The 17,933-nt window shown below is 61.0% G+C and carries 22 protein-coding genes; 12 read left to right on the top strand and 10 right to left on the bottom strand.

Annotated features, from left to right (window positions below; translation table 11 throughout):
- Nucleotides 1-5 precede the first annotated feature (5 nt).
- Genes hda through CXK91_RS07165 form a run of 3 tightly spaced genes read right to left on the bottom strand, consistent with a single transcriptional unit; the run spans nt 6 to nt 2,921 of the window.
- Nucleotides 6-710: a DnaA regulatory inactivator Hda gene (gene hda / locus CXK91_RS07175; protein WP_103455478.1), complete on the bottom strand. Its 705-nt coding sequence runs from the start codon at nt 708-710 to the stop codon at nt 6-8.
- Complete coding sequence (locus CXK91_RS07170; RefSeq protein ID WP_181003924.1) at nt 707-1,804, bottom strand: AI-2E family transporter; 1,098 nt, start codon at nt 1,802-1,804, stop codon at nt 707-709. Before CXK91_RS07170 ends, hda begins: the two co-directional genes overlap by 4 nt.
- 58 nt (nt 1,805-1,862) lie before the next feature.
- Nucleotides 1,863-2,921 (bottom strand): DUF2066 domain-containing protein, encoded by a 1,059-nt coding sequence (locus CXK91_RS07165; RefSeq protein ID WP_103455543.1) that lies wholly within the window; start codon nt 2,919-2,921, stop codon nt 1,863-1,865.
- A 385-nt stretch (nt 2,922-3,306) separates the two neighbouring features.
- On the opposite strand from CXK91_RS07165, the gene purM reads away from it, so the two are divergent.
- From purM to dapC, 5 genes are read left to right on the top strand one after another with little or no spacing between them, the layout of a single operon-like run.
- Nucleotides 3,307-4,365 (top strand): phosphoribosylformylglycinamidine cyclo-ligase, encoded by a 1,059-nt coding sequence (gene purM / locus CXK91_RS07160; protein WP_103455477.1) that lies wholly within the window; start codon nt 3,307-3,309, stop codon nt 4,363-4,365.
- Nucleotides 4,365-5,012 carry a phosphoribosylglycinamide formyltransferase gene (gene purN / locus CXK91_RS07155; RefSeq protein ID WP_103455476.1) on the top strand — a complete coding sequence of 216 codons (648 nt, stop codon included), beginning with the start codon at nt 4,365-4,367 and terminating at the stop codon, nt 5,010-5,012. Before purM ends, purN begins: the two co-directional genes overlap by 1 nt.
- 8 nt (nt 5,013-5,020) lie before the next feature.
- Nucleotides 5,021-5,731 carry a DUF3108 domain-containing protein gene (locus tag CXK91_RS07150; protein WP_103455475.1) on the top strand — a complete coding sequence of 237 codons (711 nt, stop codon included), beginning with the start codon at nt 5,021-5,023 and terminating at the stop codon, nt 5,729-5,731.
- A 55-nt stretch (nt 5,732-5,786) separates the two neighbouring features.
- Nucleotides 5,787-6,452, top strand: a complete 666-nt coding sequence (locus CXK91_RS07145) for a COG3650 family protein (RefSeq protein ID WP_103455474.1) — start codon at nt 5,787-5,789, stop codon at nt 6,450-6,452.
- 50 nt (nt 6,453-6,502) lie between these two features.
- Nucleotides 6,503-7,699, top strand: coding sequence for a succinyldiaminopimelate transaminase (gene dapC / locus CXK91_RS07140; protein ID WP_103455473.1), 1,197 nt, complete (start codon nt 6,503-6,505; stop codon nt 7,697-7,699).
- A 39-nt stretch (nt 7,700-7,738) separates the two neighbouring features.
- On the opposite strand, the gene CXK91_RS22690 is transcribed toward dapC, so the two are convergent.
- Nucleotides 7,739-7,900, bottom strand: coding sequence for a hypothetical protein (locus CXK91_RS22690; protein ID WP_181003923.1), 162 nt, complete (start codon nt 7,898-7,900; stop codon nt 7,739-7,741).
- Nucleotides 7,901-7,912: 12 nt separating this feature from the next.
- Nucleotides 7,913-8,158, bottom strand: a complete 246-nt coding sequence (locus CXK91_RS07135; RefSeq protein ID WP_103455472.1) for a hypothetical protein — start codon at nt 8,156-8,158, stop codon at nt 7,913-7,915.
- Nucleotides 8,159-8,285: 127 nt separating this feature from the next.
- Here CXK91_RS07135 and CXK91_RS07130 point away from each other — a divergent pair, with 127 nt between their 5' ends.
- The 5 genes from CXK91_RS07130 to CXK91_RS07110 all read left to right on the top strand — a co-directional run bounded on the left by CXK91_RS07130 (nt 8,286) and on the right by CXK91_RS07110 (nt 11,875).
- Nucleotides 8,286-8,621 carry a thioredoxin family protein gene (locus CXK91_RS07130; RefSeq protein WP_103455471.1) on the top strand — a complete coding sequence of 112 codons (336 nt, stop codon included), beginning with the start codon at nt 8,286-8,288 and terminating at the stop codon, nt 8,619-8,621.
- 121 nt (nt 8,622-8,742) lie between these two features.
- Nucleotides 8,743-9,114, top strand: coding sequence for an ArsC family reductase (locus CXK91_RS07125; protein WP_103455470.1), 372 nt, complete (start codon nt 8,743-8,745; stop codon nt 9,112-9,114).
- A 42-nt stretch (nt 9,115-9,156) separates the two neighbouring features.
- The gene (gene dapD / locus CXK91_RS07120; protein WP_103455469.1) at nt 9,157-10,191 is read left to right on the top strand and encodes a 2,3,4,5-tetrahydropyridine-2,6-dicarboxylate N-succinyltransferase; all 1,035 of its coding nucleotides are present in this window, start codon (nt 9,157-9,159) and stop codon (nt 10,189-10,191) included.
- A 74-nt stretch (nt 10,192-10,265) separates the two neighbouring features.
- On the top strand, nt 10,266-11,471 hold the full coding sequence (locus CXK91_RS07115) for an aminotransferase class V-fold PLP-dependent enzyme (protein WP_103455468.1): 1,206 nt from the start codon (nt 10,266-10,268) through the stop codon (nt 11,469-11,471).
- Nucleotides 11,468-11,875, top strand: a complete 408-nt coding sequence (locus CXK91_RS07110) for a SufE family protein (RefSeq protein WP_103455467.1) — start codon at nt 11,468-11,470, stop codon at nt 11,873-11,875. Before CXK91_RS07115 ends, CXK91_RS07110 begins: the two co-directional genes overlap by 4 nt.
- Nucleotides 11,876-11,954: 79 nt before the next feature.
- Here CXK91_RS07110 and CXK91_RS07105 read toward each other — a convergent pair whose 3' ends face one another.
- The 3 genes from CXK91_RS07105 to CXK91_RS07095 all read right to left on the bottom strand — a co-directional run bounded on the left by CXK91_RS07105 (nt 11,955) and on the right by CXK91_RS07095 (nt 14,902).
- Entirely contained in the window at nt 11,955-13,076 is a 1,122-nt protein-coding gene (locus CXK91_RS07105) for a beta-ketoacyl-ACP synthase III (protein WP_103455466.1), read from the bottom strand.
- A gap of 255 nt (nt 13,077-13,331) precedes the next feature.
- Nucleotides 13,332-14,255, bottom strand: a complete 924-nt coding sequence (locus tag CXK91_RS07100; protein WP_103455465.1) for a c-type cytochrome — start codon at nt 14,253-14,255, stop codon at nt 13,332-13,334.
- Nucleotides 14,252-14,902: a c-type cytochrome gene (locus CXK91_RS07095; RefSeq protein WP_103455464.1), complete on the bottom strand. Its 651-nt coding sequence runs from the start codon at nt 14,900-14,902 to the stop codon at nt 14,252-14,254. The genes CXK91_RS07100 and CXK91_RS07095 overlap by 4 nt, the downstream gene beginning before the upstream one ends.
- A gap of 261 nt (nt 14,903-15,163) precedes the next feature.
- Here CXK91_RS07095 and CXK91_RS07090 point away from each other — a divergent pair, with 261 nt between their 5' ends.
- Nucleotides 15,164-15,697: a hypothetical protein gene (locus tag CXK91_RS07090; protein WP_103455463.1), complete on the top strand. Its 534-nt coding sequence runs from the start codon at nt 15,164-15,166 to the stop codon at nt 15,695-15,697.
- Nucleotides 15,698-15,716: 19 nt separating this feature from the next.
- Here the strand turns inward: CXK91_RS07090 and CXK91_RS07085 are convergent, their stop codons facing one another.
- A complete protein-coding gene (locus tag CXK91_RS07085) occupies nt 15,717-15,944 on the bottom strand; it encodes a DUF3820 family protein (protein ID WP_003280237.1) in 228 nt (75 codons plus the stop codon).
- A 263-nt stretch (nt 15,945-16,207) separates the two neighbouring features.
- Here CXK91_RS07085 and CXK91_RS07080 point away from each other — a divergent pair, with 263 nt between their 5' ends.
- Nucleotides 16,208-16,768, top strand: a complete 561-nt coding sequence (locus CXK91_RS07080) for an ankyrin repeat domain-containing protein (RefSeq protein WP_103455462.1) — start codon at nt 16,208-16,210, stop codon at nt 16,766-16,768.
- Nucleotides 16,769-16,843: 75 nt separating this feature from the next.
- Here CXK91_RS07080 and CXK91_RS07075 read toward each other — a convergent pair whose 3' ends face one another.
- Complete coding sequence (locus CXK91_RS07075; RefSeq protein ID WP_103455461.1) at nt 16,844-17,905, bottom strand: diguanylate cyclase; 1,062 nt, start codon at nt 17,903-17,905, stop codon at nt 16,844-16,846.
- Nucleotides 17,906-17,933 lie beyond the last annotated feature (28 nt).

The raw sequence follows: 17,933 nt of genomic DNA, 5'->3' as shown, positions 1-17,933 counted from the left end.
CTACGCTACCAGCCAAGTGTTTCCTTGAGGAAAGGAATGGTCAGCTTGCGCTGCGCCTGCAGCGAAGCCTGATCCAACTGGTCGAGCAGCTCGAAGAGCGCATTCATACTGCGCGAGCCGCGTGTCAGGATGAAGCGACCCACATCGTCCGGCAGATTCAGCCCACGGCGCGAGGCACGCAGCTGGAGGGCGCGTAGCTTGTCCTCATCGGACAGCTGCTGCAGCTGAAATACCAGCGCCAGGCTTAACCGCGACTTGAGATCGGGAAGCTCTATTGCCAACTCCCGCGGTGATGCGTCCGCTGCCAGCAGCAACCGCCGCCCGGCATCGCGCAGGCGATTGAACAGATGGAACAGTGCTTCTTCCCAAACAGCATCGCCGGCTATTGCTTCAAGGTCGTCTACGCACACGAGTTCGCTTTGCTCGAGGTTATCCAGCAAAGCCGGGCCGTACTCGGCAACCTCGGCAAGCGGCAGATAGACCGCCAGCTCCCCACGCTCTTCTACTCGCAGGCAAGCAGCCTGCAACAGGTGGCTACGACCGACGCCTGCCTGCCCCCATAGATAGATAAGCTCATCGGACCAGCCTGCAGCAGGCGAGCACAGCCGTTCGACATAGCCGAGCGCCGCGGCGTTTGCGCCCGGGTAGAAGTTGGCGAAGGTGGCATCGTCGCGCAGACGGACGCCAAGGGGAAGCTGGATGGGTTTCATGGCTGACTGGGTGGTTCGGCCGGTGCACCGGCGGGCTCGGCGTAAAGGTCCGAGAGTTTATAGAGATCGTGCGCGTGACGCAGCAGAACCATGATCACTGCCGCCACCGGCAGTGCCAGCAGTACGCCAGTGAAGCCAAACAGCTGACCGCCAGCAAGCACAGCGAAAATCACCGCTACCGGATGCAGTCCAATGCGATCCCCAACCAGCAGCGGCGTCAGCAGCATGCCCTCGAGCATCTGCCCTACCGTGAAGACGGCTGCCACACCCAGCAGCGGATAAGGCGCCAGCCCGAACTGGAACAGCGCAGCTATCACTGCAGCGCCGATGCCGACCACGAACCCCATGTAAGGCACGATGCTGGCGAGGCCGGCCAGCACGCCGATCAACAGCCCCAACTCGAGCCCCAGCAAGGACAGCCCGGAAGCATAAATAATAGCCAGCGCCAGCATGACCAGTAACTGGCCACGCAGGAAAGCGCCGATCACCTCATGGCATTCGTTTATCAGGCGCACCACCATGCCTTCACGTCGGCGTGGCAACAGGCTACGCAACTTGAGCATGATCAAATCCCAGTCGCGCATCAGATAGAAGCTCACCACAGGTATCAGTAGCAAATTGCCGACCCAGACCAGCAATGCAAGACCGGAAGCCGTGGCGCGGCTCAGCAGCATTCCAAGAACGTCGGTAGTGCTACCCAAGTGTGCCGCGAACGCACCCTTCAGCTGATCGAGACGCCAGAAGTTCTCCTGCAGTCCGAACTGAGCCTGCACCCATGGCAGAGCCTGATGCTGCAGCCAATCCAGGGCCAGAGGCGCGAGCTGGTAAAGCCGCACCAGCTGCTTGCCCAGCATCGGCACCAAGACCACAAACATCACCAACAACAGCAGACTGAACAGAGTGAATACCGCGACGACACCCCAGGTACGCGAGAGCCCCCAGCGCTCCAGCCGATCGACAAGCGGATCGCCCAAGTACGCCAGCAGAATTCCGATCAGAAAAGGCGTGAGTATCGGCGTCAGCAGGTACACCAGCCAGGCACACAACAGCAGCCCTGCTAGCCAGAGCCAGCGGTTCGAATTATTCATGGTCATATCGATGCTTTCCTTGCAGGGCAGTCGCCGGAGGAACTAGATAAGAAACTGCACGCCATCACCAGCTGTAACGCAGCACCGTGCCGGTACCGGGCGTTGCGGGAGCATCGGCAGGCTCTTCCGCCGTCCCGTCTTCGGACAAAGGCTGCCGGGCATCCAGCGGCGGCTCATCCTCGCTGACTTCCTGCAAACGCGCCAGCGACAGCTGCGCCCGAAGCTGCTCGGGACTGGCGTTGACCCGGTAGACAAGACGATCGCTTTCAACCCGGAGCAAACTGCCACCAAATGGTTCGAGCAATCGATCCAGCTCAGCAAAGCGCGCAACATCGGCGCCGATGATTTCCAGAGTAATGTCCGAAGCGGCACCCGGCGCAACCACATAGCGAGGCGCCAGGTACTGACTGACCGCCAGCATCACTGCATCGGCCAGTGCTTCTGAATCCTTGGCCTTGACCTTGCCATCGTGCTGCTCGCCCTCAATCCAGACTTTCCATTGTGCCTGCCAACCGGAATCGGCTTCGCTCGCGTGTACCGCCAACAGTACGTCGGCGTCGTAGCGTTCGGAGGCATCGCTCAGTGTTCGGCGATCGCTCGCGCTAAACGCTTCCGGCGTCGCCGACAGTTGCTCGGAGAGATCTGCCAGCGGCAGGCGTAGCGGAAGTCCACGGTGCTGAGCAGCGGCACGTAATGGCGCCGCACTGTCCTGCCCATCGCCGACCAATTGCGTCCCCTCGACCCGCTCGTTCAACCACCACCCAAGCACCGTGGGTCTGTTCGCACCCCACAGAGAAACGCCGGCGCGACGCAGGCTGCGCTCTGTCGTGCCCGGATCGAATTCGACCACGATGTGCTCGCCTTCATAGCCATACTTGCTTATCAGTTGCTGCGGATCTTCGCGCAGCGCCGCAACAGCTTTGCTTTTGCCAACTTCAGCATCGCCGGTCAGACGCAGGAGCAGCGTGTCGAACGCTCGCTGCAACGCGGCAGCACGCTCTTCAGCCTGCTGACTGGAAACAGGCTCGTGCACCTGATACAGGCCTTTGAGAAGCTCCGCCTGGCTGGGCGATGCTGCACCCAGTGCGAGGCACAGAACGAGTAAGCGGTAGATAGAGCGCATGATCGATTCTCGCAGGCCACCGGATACCGGAGGCATGTGTGAGGGGGATTTGGTCGCTACACCTTAAACAGCCGGCCTGGACGCAGCAACTGCCTGTCTCACACTTGGCAAGGCAGAAGCTGATCCTCGCCGCCGCCCATCACTGCGGTCGGGATGGCCGCTATGCGGCAAGCCTGATAAAATCGCGCGCTTTCCGCAGACCGGTTCCGGCGCTTGTCCGAGCCCGGCATTCAGAACCTATGCAAAAGCGACGCAGGGCGATGCAACTCCGGCGATTCGCGAGCGATGCCGGTGGCACTACTACCCGATGGCAGTCGTTTTCACAGGCCCTGGATGCAGCACCCGACCGGTCGACAACCGCACTCCTTTCACAGGTCCGGATTCTATGAGCAAGCAACCCTCCCTCAGCTACAAGGACGCAGGCGTCGATATCGATGCAGGCGAAGCGCTGGTCGAACGCATCAAAAGCGTGGCCAAGCGCACCGCCCGACCTGAGGTAATGGGCGGCCTGGGCGGCTTCGGCGCCCTGTGCGAAATTCCGGCTGGCTACAAGCAGCCGGTACTGGTTTCCGGCACTGACGGCGTCGGCACCAAGCTGCGCCTGGCGCTGAACCTGAACAAGCACGACAGCATCGGCCAGGATCTGGTCGCTATGTGCGTCAACGACCTGGTGGTCTGTGGCGCCGAGCCGTTGTTCTTCCTCGACTACTACGCTACCGGCAAGCTCAACGTCGACGTTGCCGCTACCGTGGTTACCGGAATTGGCGCTGGTTGCGAACTGGCCGGCTGCTCCCTGGTCGGCGGCGAAACCGCCGAGATGCCGGGCATGTACGAAGGTGAAGATTACGACCTCGCCGGCTTCTGCGTCGGTGTAGTGGAAAAGGCTGAGATCATCGACGGCTCCAAGGTCGCCGCTGGTGACGCGCTGATCGCGCTGCCCTCATCCGGTCCGCACTCCAATGGCTACTCGCTGATCCGCAAGATCATCGAAGTCGCCGGTGCAGATATCGAAACTATCCAGGTCGACGGCAAACCGCTCACCGAGCTGCTGATGGCACCGACACGCATCTACGTCAAACCGCTGCTCAAGCTGATCAAGGACACCGGCGCGGTCAAGGCCATGGCCCACATCACCGGCGGCGGTCTGCTCGACAACATCCCACGTGTACTGCCGCAAGATGCCCAGGCGATCATTGATGTAGCCAGCTGGAATCGCCCAGCGGTGTTCGACTGGCTTCAGGAGCAGGGCAACGTTGACGAGCATGAGATGCACCGCGTACTCAACTGCGGCGTCGGCATGGTCATCTGTATCGCACAAGATCAAGTGGAATTGGTCCTCTCCAATCTACGTGCGTCCGGCGAGGAGCCCTGGGTGATCGGCGAGATTTCCAGCGCAGCGGAAGGTGCCGAACGCGTCGTGCTGAACAACCTGAAACAGCACTGATGACCGCGACCTGCGATGTGGTGGTATTGATTTCGGGGTCCGGCAGCAACCTGCAGGCCCTGATCGACAGCCAGGCCGAAGGCAATCCAGCATGCATTCGTGCCGTAATTGCCAACCGCGCCGATGCGTTCGGGCTGACCCGGGCGCAGAGCGCAGGCATTCCCACTGCCGTGCTCAACCACAAGGCATTCGATGGGCGCGAGTCCTTCGATGCAGCACTGATGGAAGTGATCGATGGATATGCGCCGGACCTGGTGATTCTGGCCGGTTTCATGCGCATCCTCACACCGGCTTTCGTCCGCCACTATCACGGTCGTTTGCTGAACATCCATCCATCGCTACTACCCAAATACAAGGGACTCGATACCCATCGGCGCGCCCTCGAAGCCGGCGACAGCGAGCACGGTTGCAGTGTGCATTTCGTGACCGAGGAACTGGACGGCGGCCCGGTGGCAATCCAGGCCGCACTGATGGTTGCTCCTGGCGAGAACGTCGAATCACTGACAGCTCGGGTCCATGCCGCAGAACACCAGATTTATCCACTGGCCATGCGCTGGTTTGCTGAAGGGCGCTTGCACCTCACCGAACAAGGCGCGATGCTGGATGGCGCCACCCTGCCGGTCTCCGGCTATCAGATTAGAATCTAGGAGATAACATGCGTCGCGCCTTGCTGCTCGCTCTAGCCGTGCTGGCCCTGCCGGTCCATGCACTGGAGCTCAAGCCTTTCTCCGCACGCTACACCGCCGACTGGAAACAGGTGCCTGTCAGCGGCACAGCCCAGCGCAGCCTGGAACAGCTGGACGACACCAACTGGCGCTTGGATTTCGAAGCATCCATGCTGGTCGCCAGCCTTAACGAACGCAGCACGTTCCGCACCGAAGGCGACACCTTCCTGCCGCTGAGCTATCGCCTCAAACGTAGCGGCCTGGGCAAGGGCAAGCGTGTCGAACATCGCTTTGACTGGGACAGCAAGCAGGTCGAAGGCTCTGACCGTGGCGATCCGGTGAAATTGCCGCTGCATCGTGGTTTGCTGGACAAGTCGACCTATCAGCTGGCTCTCCAGCATGAAGTAGCAGCCGGCAAGAAGAGCATGAGCTATCAGGTAGTCGATGGTGACGAGATCGAAACCTACGATTTCCGCGTACTGGGTGAAGAGACGGTTAGTACCAAGGCCGGCCGAGTCGACGCGATCAAGGTGGAGCGCGTGCGTGATCCGACTCAGAGCAAGCGCGAGACCATCCTCTGGTTCGCCAAGGATTGGGACTACCTGCTGGTCCGTCTGCACCAGATAGAAACGGACGGCAAGGAGTACCAGATCATGCTTGAAGAGGGCAGCGTCGGTGGCAAGGCCGTCAAAGGCAACTGAGTCATAACGGCAGCCCTTGGGGCTGCCGTCTTTCCTCCATCCTCCGAGTTCACCGATGGCTCCTTCACGTCCTATCCTGATCGCGCTGCTCCTGTCCCTTACGGGTTGCCAGACATTCTTCGCCGATCGCACCCCACCACAAGCGGCAACCGAACGCCTACAAGGAGAGATTCAGCGGGTCGACGGAAAGCTGCAGTTCCAGAGCTGCCAAGGCCAGCGGACGCTAAACTTGCTAGACAAGAACACCGGCCTGGAGGATGACGCGCGGGCGCTGATGGCTGGCGACCAGGACCGGCTATTCGCCGATCTGCGTGGCACGCTCAGCCAGACGAGGCCCGACGGCACCGGCCAGCTCGCACTGAGCCGGCTCTATCGCCTGCAACGCGAGGGCCACGGCTGTGACGAGGAGAACTTCAAGCAGCTGATTCTTCGTGCCAGCGGTCATGAGCCAGGCTGGATGTTGACCGTGACCACGCGTGGCATGCTGCTCGTGCGTCAGGGGGAGTCACCAATCGCCCTGCCCTATCTGGAAGAGCAGCTGCCTGGCGGCCAGCTCAGCTTCACCAGCGAAGCCAATGAACAGCGTCTTGATCTCTGGGTCGCGCCGCAGCGATGCGTCGACAGCGCCAGCGGCACGGTCAGCCACCTGACCGCCGAACTCCGTCTCGACGACCAGACCTTACGTGGCTGCGCCTACTACGGTGGCGCACGCAACGACTGATCTCACGAATGCGGGGCGTTCGCCGCGCTCATCCTGAAAGAACTGCACCCATGAACAACGCCCTGAACCTGCTGCACCCTTACCCCTTCGAAAAATTGCGTGGTCTGCTCGCCGGCGCCCAGCCGCCCAGCGATAAGCGGGCCATCGCCCTGTCGATCGGCGAGCCAAAGCACCGCTCGCCGGACTTCGTCGCCCAGACGCTGGCCGACAACCTCGATCAGCTGGCGGTCTATCCCACCACCCTTGGTATTCCTGCCCTGCGCGAAGCCGTTGCGCGCTGGTGCGCGCGGCGTTTCGGCCTTGCTGCCGAAGCGCTGGACCCGGCGCGACATGTGCTGCCGGTGAACGGCACGCGCGAAGCCCTGTTCGCCTTCACCCAGGCGATGGTGGATCGCGAAGCGGACGGCCTGGTGGTCAGCCCTAATCCGTTCTATCAGATTTACGAAGGTGCAGCGCTGCTCGCCGGCGCTACGCCACACTACTTGCCATGCCTGGAGCAGAACGGCTTCAACCCCGATTTCGATGCGGTGCCCGCGGATGTCTGGCAGCGCTGCCAGATCCTCTTTCTCTGCTCGCCAGGCAATCCGACCGGCGCATTGGTGCCTCTGCAGACGCTCGAGAAGCTGATCGCTCTGGCAGACGAGCACGACTTCGTCATCGCGGCGGACGAGTGCTACAGCGAGCTGTACTTCGATGAGGCCAATCCGCCTGCAGGCCTGCTCACTGCTTGCGCTGAGCTTGGCCGCAACGACTACAAGCGCTGCGTGGTTTTCCACAGCCTGTCGAAACGCTCCAACCTGCCTGGGCTGCGATCGGGCTTCGTGGCAGGTGATGCCGATATCCTCAAGGCCTTCCTGCTCTACCGCACTTACCATGGCTGCGCCATGCCCGTACAAACCCAACTGGCGAGCATTGCCGCTTGGAACGATGAGATACACGTGCGCGCCAACCGCGAACTGTATCGCGCCAAGTTCGATGCCGTGCTGGAAATACTCGCGCCTGTGATGGACGTGCAACGCCCGGACGGTGGTTTCTATCTATGGCCCAAAACACCGTTGGACGACCAGAAATTCACCCGAGAACTGTTCGCCCGCGAGCATGTGACCGTAGTGCCCGGGTCGTACCTGTCACGTGAAATCGACGGCGTATCGCCTGGCGCCGGCCGCGTTCGCATGGCGCTGGTCGCACCGCTGGCTGAATGCATCGAAGCGGCACAGCGCATTCGTCATTTTATCCAGACACTCTGACGGTACGCCGGACGGCCTCGACGTCCGGCGTGCCCTGCCTCAGGCCACGCCGGGCGGGATCGAATCCTTGCCGTAATCGCGCAGCTTTTCCAGATTCTCCGGCTTCATATGCTCCGGTACGTCCGCGCTCGGATGTTCGCCGTGGGGAGCCGGATGCGCCTCGGCCTGTGCGTCCTCAGCACGCTTTTCGTCGTCGCTCATAGCTGCCTCCTGTCAGATGGCATGTTCTTCCCAGATCAGCTGCCCTTCGTCGCTGACCTCTATAACCTTAGTCAATGCTGCTTCGGCAATCGCGTCGGCTTCCGACGCCAGGTCATACCGACGACCATCGGCAATCTTGAACACATGTACATGTTCATCACTGTCGCGTCGCTTGATGGCGATCACCGCCTCGAACGCATCCTCGGCAGGCACCGCCGAAGAAATCGCCTCGAAATTCTCAAAATGCTTGCGTGCCATTACTTGTCACCTCACCGTTGCGATTGTCATCAGTTGACAACAGCATCGACGTAAAAGGTCGTAGCGCCTGGCTGAACCGGCGGCCCGGCGGCAGGCTCGAATGCTTAACAGAACCAGGAGAACTTCCATGCACATGACTGAACAGTATGCGCAAACCGAACCGAGCCGGGCCGCAGTCGACGCTCTTGCGGGTCCGGTTTTGCTGGAGTTCGGCACAGCCTGGTGCGGCCATTGCCGGGCTGCTCAGCCATTCATCGGCAAAGCCCTGGCCGACCGCACGGGCATTAGTCATCTGAAGATCGAGGATGGCCCAGGTCGGCCGTTGGGGCGCTCCTTCCGCATAAAGCTCTGGCCAACGCTGATCCTGCTTGAGAACGGCCAGGAGCTTGCGCGGGTCGTGCGTCCGGAAAACGAACATGCAATAACCCAGGTACTGGGCGATGCGGGAAAAAGCGGCCTCTGACGAAGGTCGAGCATGCAGCCACTCTCCCCCAACCAGCTTAACCAGTCCCGTCCTCCATAGGTCGGCGAGGCGTGGCATAATCCGCCGTCCAGTTTCGCAGGAGTCTTTGGAGAGTCGTTCTATGCCCGAATCAGATCAGCAGTTGCGCCTATACGGAATCAAAGCCTGCGACACGATGAAAAAGGCCCGTACCTGGCTCGACGAGCACGGGCTGAGCTACGACTTCCACGACTACAAGAGCGTCGGCATAGACCGCGCCCACCTCGAAGCGTGGTGCATTGAACACGGCTGGCAGACCATTCTCAACCGTGCAGGCACCACCTTCCGCAAGCTGGACGACGCTGCAAAGGCCGATCTTGACCAGGCCCGGGCCATCGAGCTGATGTTGGCCCAACCGTCGATGATTAAACGCCCTGTACTCGACCTGGGCGATAGAACCCTGATTGGCTTCAAGCCCGATCTTTACGCTGCCGCATTGGCAGCGCCGAACTGATAGCCGCCCAACAGACGGCGCGGCCAACAAAAGGATGATCCTATGTCTGCAACCCTATTCAGCCTCGCCTTTGGCGTCGGCACCCAGAACCGCCAAGGCGACTGGCTGGAAGTCTTCTACGCGCAACCGCTGCTGCAACCCGCTGGCGAACTGGTAGCCGCTGTCGCACCGCTGCTCGGCTACACCGGTGGCAATCAGGCGATCAGCATCACTACCACGCAAGCTGCGCAGCTTGCCGATGCCCTGAAGCCGCTCGATGCAACCCAGTACGCCCTGCTGACCCGGCTAGCCGAAAGCCAGCGCCCGCTGGTTGCCACGCTACTAGCCGAAGATGCGGCGCTGACCTCGACTCCCGAGGCTTATCTCAAGCTGCACCTGCTCTCCCATCGCCTGGCCAAGCCGCATGGTCTGAACCTGACCGGCATCTTCCCGCTGTTGCCCAATGTCGCGTGGACCAATCAGGGCGCGGTCGATCTCGGCGAACTGGCCGAGCGTCAACTGGAAGCGCGCCTGAAGGGCGACCTGCTGGAAGTCTTCTCGGTGGACAAGTTCCCGAAGATGACCGACTACGTGGTCCCAGCCGGCGTGCGTATCGCCGACAGCGCCCGCATACGCCTCGGCGCCTATGTGGGTGAAGGCACCACAGTAATGCATGAAGGCTTCATCAACTTCAATGCCGGTACCGCTGGCCCGGGCATGATCGAAGGTCGCGTCTCGGCCGGCGTATTCGTCGGCAAGGGGTCGGACCTCGGCGGCGGCTGTTCCACCATGGGCACCCTGTCCGGCGGCGGCAACATCGTCATTTCCGTTGGCGAAGGCTGCCTGATCGGCGCGAATGCCGGCATCGGCATTCCGCTGGGCGACCGCAATACCGTGGAATCCGGCCTGTACATCACCGCAGGCACCAAGGTCAGCCTGCTCGATGAAAACAATCAGCTGGTGAAAGTGGTGAAGGCTCGCGAAATGGCTGGTCAGAGCGACCTCCTGTTCCGTCGCAATTCACAGACCGGCGCGGTGGAGTGCAAGACCCACAAGTCGGCCATCGAGCTGAATGAGGCGCTGCACGCGCATAACTGAGCAGGAGCAGCGGCAAGCTGCGAGCCATGAGCGCCTGCCTTGCCGCATCCCCTGCAGCTGGAGGTTAGCCGCTTATGGCCCTGTTTTCTCCCTGGCGCGCCGACTTCCCCGCCCTCTCGGTGCTCGAAGCGCAAGGCCAGACATATCTCGACAGCGCCGCCACAGCTCAAAAGCCGCAGGCGCTGATTGACGCCCTCAGCGGCTACTACACCTGCGGTGCCGCCAATGTGCACCGCGCCCAGCACCAGCCCGCCGAACGCGCCACTCGCGCTTACGAAGATGCCCGCATCAAAGTGGCCAAATGGCTGAATGCGGCCTGCCCTACCGAAATCGTCTTCACTCGTGGCGCTACCGAAGCGCTGAATCTGCTTGCCTACGGCCTGGAACATCTCATCGAAGCTGGTGACGAGATCGTCATCAGCGCCCTTGAACACCATGCCAATCTGCTGCCCTGGCAGCAGCTGGCCATACGTCGCGGTGCCAAGCTGCAAGTGCTGCCCATCGATGCCGCCGGCCACATCGACCTCACGATTGCGGCGCAAATGATCGGGCCGCGCACTCGCCTGATGGCGGTGAGCCAATTGTCCAATGTGCTGGGTAGCTGGCAGCCACTCGACGACCTGCTGCGGCTGGCCAGGGCTCAAGGCGCACTAACCATCGTCGACGGAGCCCAGGGCGTTGTGCATGGCCGTCACGACATGGCCACGCTGGGCTGCGACTTTTACGTGCTATCCAGCCACAAGCTCTACGGCCCTGATGGCGTCGGCGCGCTGTACGGTCGTGGGGAATCTCTGCTGAAGCTGCGCCACTGGCAGTTCGGCGGCGAGATGGTACGCATCGCCGACTACCAACATGCCGAATTCCATGCCGCGCCCCTGGGCTTCGAGGCGGGCACACCGCCGATCTCCGGCGTCATCGGTCTCGGCGCCACGCTGGACTATCTGGCTGGACTCGATGCTGCCGCGGTCGACCGCCACGAACAGACACTGCACGCTCAGCTGCTCGCCGGGCTTGCCGCGAGGAACGGCGTCCGCCTGCTCGGCTCACCGCAGGTTGCGCTGGCCAGCTTCGTTGTCGAAGGCGTACATCATTCCGACCTGGGGCACCTTCTCACCGAGCAGGGCATCGCGGTGCGCAGCGGCACTCACTGCGCCATGCCGCTGATGAAGCACCTCGGTCTGGATGGCGCAACACGCGTCTCTCTCGGGCTGTACAACAACAGTGACGACCTCGAGCGCTTCTTCACCGCCTTGGACCAGGCCCTGGAGCTGTTGCGATGAGCGATCTCTCGCAGTCCGCTTGCGACGCCCTGGATGCCTTCACCCAGGCCGCCGGCTGGGAGCAACGCGCGCGCTTGCTGATGCAATGGGGAGAGCGCCTGGAGCCGCTGCACGACGATGAGCGCAGCGAAACCAATCTGGTGTCGGGCTGCGACAGTCGCGTGTGGCTGGTCGGCCAACAGCAGGACGGCTGCTGGCACTTCCGTGCCGCCAGTGATGCCCGACTCATCCGCGGCCTGTTGGCCGTGCTGCTGGCGAGGGTCAATGGTCTGAGTGCGGGAGAACTGGAAGGTGTGGATATGGCCGACTGGTTCAGCCGCCTTGGCCTCTCGCGGCAATTGTCGCCTTCGCGCAGCAACGGCATGAACGCGGTGCTACGGCGAATGCGTGAGCTGACCGGCTGATCCGGACCTTTCTCGCTGCCCGGGGCCGTCATGGTGGGCTAGAGCCCACCCTACGAGCACCCTCCGGCCAGCGCCAAGATCAACGCTTGCGCAGGATCACGCTACCGATCGAATAGCCTGCGCCAAACGAGCTGAGCACGCCGAGACTTCCGCTTGGCAGATCATCCTGATGTTTGTGGAAGGCGATCACCGAACCGGCAGAACTGGTATTGGCGTAGGTATCTAGAATCACCGGCGCCTCTTCCTCAGTGGCGTCGCGGCCCAGCAGACGGCGCACGATCAGGTGGTTCATATTCAGATTGGCCTGGTGCAACCAGAAACGCTTTACCGACTCCACCGAGATGTCGTTCTCAGCCAGGTGCTCACCGATCAGCTCCGCCACCATCGGGCAGACTTCCTTGAACACCTTGCGCCCTTCCTGGATGAACAGCTTGTCCGGGTCGTTCATATGCTCTTCGGCGGCACGATTGAGAAAGCCGAAGTTGTTGCGGATGTTGTTGGAGAACTCGGTCACCAGCTTGGTGCTGATCACGTCCCACTGCTGCGCCGAAGTCGCCAGATCCTCGCGTTCGATGATCACCGCCGTGCAGGCATCTCCGAAGATGAAATGACTGTCGCGGTCGCGGAAATTCATGTGCCCGGTGCAGATCTCCGGATTGACCATCAGGATCGCGCGAGCCTGGCCCAGCTTGATGCTGTTGACCGCATTCTGGATGCCAAATGTAGCGGACGAGCAGGCCACGTTCATGTCAAAACCGAAGCCCTTGATGCCCAGGGCAGCCTGCACCTCGATGGCAATGGCAGGGTATGCACGTTGCAGGTTGGAGCAGGCGACGATGACGCCGTCGATGTCGGCTGCGGTCCGTCCGGCGCGGGCCAGCGCTTCTTCAGCGGCCTTGACCGACATCTCGCAGAGGATCGACCACTCGTCATTGCTGCGCTCGGGAATCCGCGGAACCATGCGCTCGGGATCAAGGATGCCAGCCTTGTCCGTGACGTAGCGGCTTTTGATACCGGAAGCTTTTTCGATGAAAGCAGAGCTGGACTCGGGCAGCGGCTGGATCTGCCCAGCTTCGATGGCCTCGGCATTCTCGCTGTTGAAACGATGAACGTAGGTATTGAAAGACTCCACCAGCTCATCGTTGGTGATACTGCTGGCAGGGGTATAAAGGCCGGTACCGCTGATGACGACGTTATGCACAGTCGTTCCTCTCGAATTTAGCTTGATCGTTCTGACGTTGGGACGGTGTAGCAACGGGGCTTGGCCAGTCACGATCATTCCAGCGTCTTCTTATGGCCACTATTGTGCATGAAAAGCTGAAAGAATCCGTAACATTGAGCCGATTACAAGCCTGTAATTAAGTCATTCAGCTCTGCGCCAAGTGACTATATAGTCGGAAAATGAAGAGGGCGCCCAATGGCGCCCTCTTCTGTTCACAAAGATGTTCGAGAGTTCTTATTTAGTCCCTTGGCCAAGTACGACGCCATCAACCGTCTGTCCGTAGAGGTTCACGCCATCGTTGGCGTGGTAGCGGACTCGTGTCTTTTCCACCGAGCCTTCCACTAATCGCGGGTCCTGGGGCCGCTCGTGGCTGTTCATGTATGCCGCGACGTGCCAGGCGTCCTCATCACTGAGCGAGCCACCCTTGCCCAGCGGCATGCTCTCTTTGATGAACGCTGCAGCGGTATTTATCCGATGCATACCGGCGCCCCAGTTGAACGACTCCTTGCCCCATAACGGTGGGAAGACATAGCCTCCAGCGGCCTTCTGGCCTTCGCCGTTATCACCATGGCAGATCGCGCACTGCTCGACGTACACCTGCTTGCCCTTCGCAAGATCGAAACCAGCCTTGGGCTGCGGCACTTCGGGATAGGCCCGCCCTGGCAATTCCTGGGCAATTGGCGCACCGGTCGACAACCAATAGGAATAGGCCGTCAGTGCGTTGATGACATGGCTATCGGCTGCCGGCGGCTTGCCATTCATGCTGAACTGGAAGCAGCCCTGCACCCGCTCTGCGTAGCTGTTGACCTTGTCGTTCTTCTTCCGATAGGCCGGATACATCGGATAAGCGCCCCACAACGGCGCGGAATTCGCCTTGCGACCCTGCTCGATGTGGCAATTGGTGCAATTCATGCCGTTGCCGACGTATTCGGCTGCGTATTTCTGGGTATCGACGAAAATCGCCCGACCCTGTTGGACGAGTTCGCCGTAGGCATTGGCTGGTAGATCGCCTTCCTTCGGCGGCTGGAAGTACTGCTCGCCAGCGCTTTTGGCGCTCTGCTGTGACAGTTGCGACTGGTCGTCCATCTTGATATCGGCGGCATACAACGAGCCACTGAGCGTCATGGCCAACACGCTGAGCATCCGGTGCGTTCTCATTGGCTGACCTCCGTGTGCACCAGGTTCGCGAAATACTCGGATACCGCTTGAATCTCGGCATCTGTCATCGAACGGGCGATATGGCCCATCAGATCATTCGGATCGTTCTTGCGCGCACCCTGGCGCCAGGCATTGAGCTGTCCGCTGAGATATTGTGCTGACTGTCCAGCCAACGGCGGGAAGCCCTCGCCCACACCCACGCCGCCGGGGCCATGGCACGCCACGCATTCTGGAACGTTGCGCTCCCATGCGCCGCGCAAGGCCAGCGCAGCGCCGACGCCTTCGGCTTTCTCTGCACGGCCAATCATGGCGTACGACTGCGTCGGCATATCTTCCAGGGTCGCGGAAACAGCCTGAATTTCTTCGTCGCTGAGCGCAGCGGCAATCGGCTGCATGATCGGATTGGCTCTGGTACCCGAGCGGAAGTCGGCGAGTTGCTTGCGGGTGTAACCAGCGCTGATCCCAGCCAAGCGTGGAAAACCTGCTGCAGCCATCCCCATCGCATCCGCACCATGGCATGTACCACACGCCATGGCGGCGGGATTGGCGCCCCCTTGTGCATAGATCTTTTGCCCATCGGCAGCCTGTGCCTGCATCGTCAACAACAACGCAGTCACACCGGCCAGGGGCCAGCGAGTAAATTTCATGAAAGGCCTCATCAGCTGTTGTAGTTATGCTGTCGCCCACCGGCATCGTTTACCTCGACGCTCTGTTATTTGTGCGGCAGCTTGTCGCACACAGACGCTAACACAGCGCGGCGGCCATCCTCCAGAAACAGAATAAGCTTAGAACTGCTTTGCATATGCCTAACGAAGCGGTCTGTTCGCGGCGCCAGCACGCGCGCACGCGCACGCGCACGAAGCAATCAGCTTGGTTATCCTTGTGCGCTCACTACCGCAGGACAGCCCATGAAAGATCAACTTGCCGAACTCATCACCCTCATCAGCTCGGGCTGCATGACTGATGAGGAAATTGAACGTGTTGCCGATGAGGCCGCCCAAGCCTACGCCGATCCGCAAGTCTTTCTATTGGCCAATCCGGACATCAACTACGACGACAGCTTTCCCATCCCTCTTGGCGAGTGGGTTGTGATCGGCAGCCTGCCGGAGACGGTCCTGTTTCAGGCGGACGATTACCAGACGCTGTTCAACGAGATCGTCGCGTCATTCGGCGACAGCGTTACCTTCGTCCTGAAGCCCAAGCAGCTCGCCAAGACCGAGCCACTCACGGCGCTGAACCGCATTCAGGTGCAGCTGAGCAGCCTCTATCCGGAGAAAGGCGGCTATGTGCTGGTGAACCTCAGCGAACCGCTGGACGACGAATTGCAGGCAGTGCTGGTTTATACCTGCGATGTGCCGCGGCTGATGGAGCTGGCGGTGGAGGTAGGCATCTACGCCGCGCCAGCACTGGACGCGCTGCGCGAGCAAACCGAGCAGCCGTGACGGCAGGCTTCGTCGGCGATCAGCCCCGCGACGCGTTGCGCCGACGTAATGGTTCAAGCAAAGCCGAAAGCCCGTTGTGGTCGATCTCGTGCATCAGCTCCAGCAGCTGGCCGAGGCTGCCGGGAGGAAATCCCACGCGGGCAAACCAGTTGAGGTAATTACCGGGCAGGTCGGCTATCAACCGGCCCTTGTACTTACCGTAAGGCATCGTCTGGGTCACCAGGCGTTCGAGATCTTCGGGCTTCATCGCAATTGGCATCGGCATGTCAGGCCGCCGAATACTGCCACAACCGTCCGGATTGGTGCGCGCAAAGTGGCGGTCATGACCTGGATGTCGCCCAAGAAGAAAATCCAGATCCTACATACGTTCTGATTGGTATCTCGGGCGTATCTCAGCACGGCATACAGCGCCCCTATCCGCGGTATAGAAAGGCTTGGTTGGCTTATCTTTTCGTCGGCCAACACAATTGGCGCTCGATACGGTGAACAGCCTGCCAACGGAGAATCGCGATGCAAGCGCTCAAGCAAACAGAGGAACTGGATGAGGCCACCCTGGCTTTCGCCGAGCAGGTATTCGACAGTGCACGCAACGGCGACAGTGCTCGTCTTGACGAACTGCTGGGCCAAGGCATGCCTGCGAACCTGCGCAACCACGCCGGCGACAGCCTCCTGATGCTTGCCAGCTACCACGGCCATCTCGAAGCCAGCCACCTGCTATTGCAGCACGGCGCCGATCCGCAACTGCGTAACCGCCGCGGTCATACACCGCTTGCCGGTGCGGCGTTCAAAGGCGACCTGGCGATGATCAGATTGCTGCTCGAACACGGCACCGATGTCGAAAGCCCATGCGAGGATGGCAAGACCGCGCTGATGATGGCCGCAATGTTCAACCGCACCGCCATCGTCGAGTACCTGATGGCTCAGGGTGCCGATCCGCAGGTTCAGGATGCCAGCGGCGCAACCGCGCAGGCTGCCGCGCGCATGATGGGTGCTACCGATACCGAGGCTCTGCTACAGCGCAGCATCGCGGTGTCCAAGGCAGCACAGGGAACAGTAAACGGCCCAGCCTGATCCCCCCCTGAGCGTCAGGAGCCAACGCTGCAGATATCGCTGTCCGTGCCAGGTAAACCGCCCGCGACGCTGGCTTCAACGACCAGTGAGCGGCTGGGCCGGCGCGATCCGATTGCGGCCAAGGCGTTTGGCTTCGTATAGCGCCTGATCGGCCACATGCAGCCAGGCGTGTACATTATCCATCCGTGGGTCGGACTCAGCGATGCCGATACTCAGGCTGGCCCTCAGTCTGGGCGCCAACGGGAAGTCCAGCTCGGCAATCTCAGCGCGGAGGCGCTCGAGAACCTCCCAAGCGTCCTTGGCGCGAGCGCCGGGCAGCACGACGCAGAACTCGTCGCCGCCATAACGTCCAGCCATGTCACCGGCGCGCAGGTTGCGGTGAATGCATCGCCCTACCTGCCGGAGCAGTTCATCACCCACAGCCCGCCCGTGCCGATCATTGGCAAGCTTGAAGTTATCCAGATCGATCAATGCCAGGCTGGCAACGCCGCCAGTAGCTTTGCAATGGGAGAACTCCAGCTGCAACAGCTCGTTCCAATACCCACGATTGAACAGGCCCGTCAGGCTGTCGGTGCGGCTCAGACTGCGCAATGCACGTTGGGTATTGCCAAGCCGATCAGCCAGACGATAGAGCACCATCCCGGTAGTAACCGGATGGACGACGAGCATTGGCAAGCATGCGTAGAGTTGCAACTCGCTGGTTTGCGGCGCAAAGCCGAAGCCCAGTAGCGACACCGAAACGATCCCACCCAAGAGCTGCGCCAGCAGCCCCTTGAGGACTAGACGCACCCCACCGTTTGCGCTGTTGTTCATCGCCAGCATCGAAAACAGCACTGCCGACGGAAGCATGTTGAACTCCATCGTGGCGATCCAGAACCCGCCCATCAGGGAGTCGAACAGTATGTGGCGCCTCTCGCTGAGCACAGCAGAGCGAACCCTTCGGGACAGGCTCAGCGCTATCAGTGGCCAGACGAAACAGAACCCGACCAGCAACCCCCACACCCAAGCTGGCGTATCGCGCTCCCATAGCACCGCCGCTACGCAGAAGAAACCCACCGCCAGCCCGATCACACGCGGATAAAAAGCACGCAGCGCGAATGAAGAACCTGGCTTGGGAACAACCGCTGAAAGATTCAAGAGCGCTCTCGCTTGGCCACCGGGACAA

It is taken from the genome of Stutzerimonas stutzeri (assembly GCF_002909485.1).
Taxonomy (GTDB): Bacteria; Pseudomonadota; Gammaproteobacteria; order Pseudomonadales; family Pseudomonadaceae; genus Stutzerimonas; species Stutzerimonas stutzeri_AH.
Note: the sequence above shows the minus strand (reverse complement) of the source record. Positions and strands in the feature narration are given on the sequence as shown.

Bases quoted from the DNA above. Each gene is read 5' to 3' on its own strand.
- hda (WP_103455478.1), bottom strand. From the start codon at position 710: ATGAAACCCATCCAGCTTCCCCTTGGCGTCCGTCTGCGCGACGATGCC.
- CXK91_RS07170 (WP_181003924.1), bottom strand. From the start codon at position 1,804: ATGACCATGAATAATTCGAACCGCTGGCTCTGGCTAGCAGGGCTGCTG.
- CXK91_RS07165 (WP_103455543.1), bottom strand. From the start codon at position 2,921: ATGCGCTCTATCTACCGCTTACTCGTTCTGTGCCTCGCACTGGGTGCA.
- purM (WP_103455477.1), top strand. From the start codon at position 3,307: ATGAGCAAGCAACCCTCCCTCAGCTACAAGGACGCAGGCGTCGATATC.
- purN (WP_103455476.1), top strand. From the start codon at position 4,365: ATGACCGCGACCTGCGATGTGGTGGTATTGATTTCGGGGTCCGGCAGC.
- CXK91_RS07150 (WP_103455475.1), top strand. From the start codon at position 5,021: ATGCGTCGCGCCTTGCTGCTCGCTCTAGCCGTGCTGGCCCTGCCGGTC.
- CXK91_RS07145 (WP_103455474.1), top strand. From the start codon at position 5,787: ATGGCTCCTTCACGTCCTATCCTGATCGCGCTGCTCCTGTCCCTTACG.
- dapC (WP_103455473.1), top strand. From the start codon at position 6,503: ATGAACAACGCCCTGAACCTGCTGCACCCTTACCCCTTCGAAAAATTG.
- CXK91_RS22690 (WP_181003923.1), bottom strand. From the start codon at position 7,900: ATGAGCGACGACGAAAAGCGTGCTGAGGACGCACAGGCCGAGGCGCAT.
- CXK91_RS07135 (WP_103455472.1), bottom strand. From the start codon at position 8,158: ATGGCACGCAAGCATTTTGAGAATTTCGAGGCGATTTCTTCGGCGGTG.
- CXK91_RS07130 (WP_103455471.1), top strand. From the start codon at position 8,286: ATGCACATGACTGAACAGTATGCGCAAACCGAACCGAGCCGGGCCGCA.
- CXK91_RS07125 (WP_103455470.1), top strand. From the start codon at position 8,743: ATGCCCGAATCAGATCAGCAGTTGCGCCTATACGGAATCAAAGCCTGC.
- dapD (WP_103455469.1), top strand. From the start codon at position 9,157: ATGTCTGCAACCCTATTCAGCCTCGCCTTTGGCGTCGGCACCCAGAAC.
- CXK91_RS07115 (WP_103455468.1), top strand. From the start codon at position 10,266: ATGGCCCTGTTTTCTCCCTGGCGCGCCGACTTCCCCGCCCTCTCGGTG.
- CXK91_RS07110 (WP_103455467.1), top strand. From the start codon at position 11,468: ATGAGCGATCTCTCGCAGTCCGCTTGCGACGCCCTGGATGCCTTCACC.
- CXK91_RS07100 (WP_103455465.1), bottom strand. From the start codon at position 14,255: ATGAGAACGCACCGGATGCTCAGCGTGTTGGCCATGACGCTCAGTGGC.
- CXK91_RS07095 (WP_103455464.1), bottom strand. From the start codon at position 14,902: ATGAAATTTACTCGCTGGCCCCTGGCCGGTGTGACTGCGTTGTTGTTG.
- CXK91_RS07090 (WP_103455463.1), top strand. From the start codon at position 15,164: ATGAAAGATCAACTTGCCGAACTCATCACCCTCATCAGCTCGGGCTGC.
- CXK91_RS07085 (WP_003280237.1), bottom strand. From the start codon at position 15,944: ATGAAGCCCGAAGATCTCGAACGCCTGGTGACCCAGACGATGCCTTAC.
- CXK91_RS07080 (WP_103455462.1), top strand. From the start codon at position 16,208: ATGCAAGCGCTCAAGCAAACAGAGGAACTGGATGAGGCCACCCTGGCT.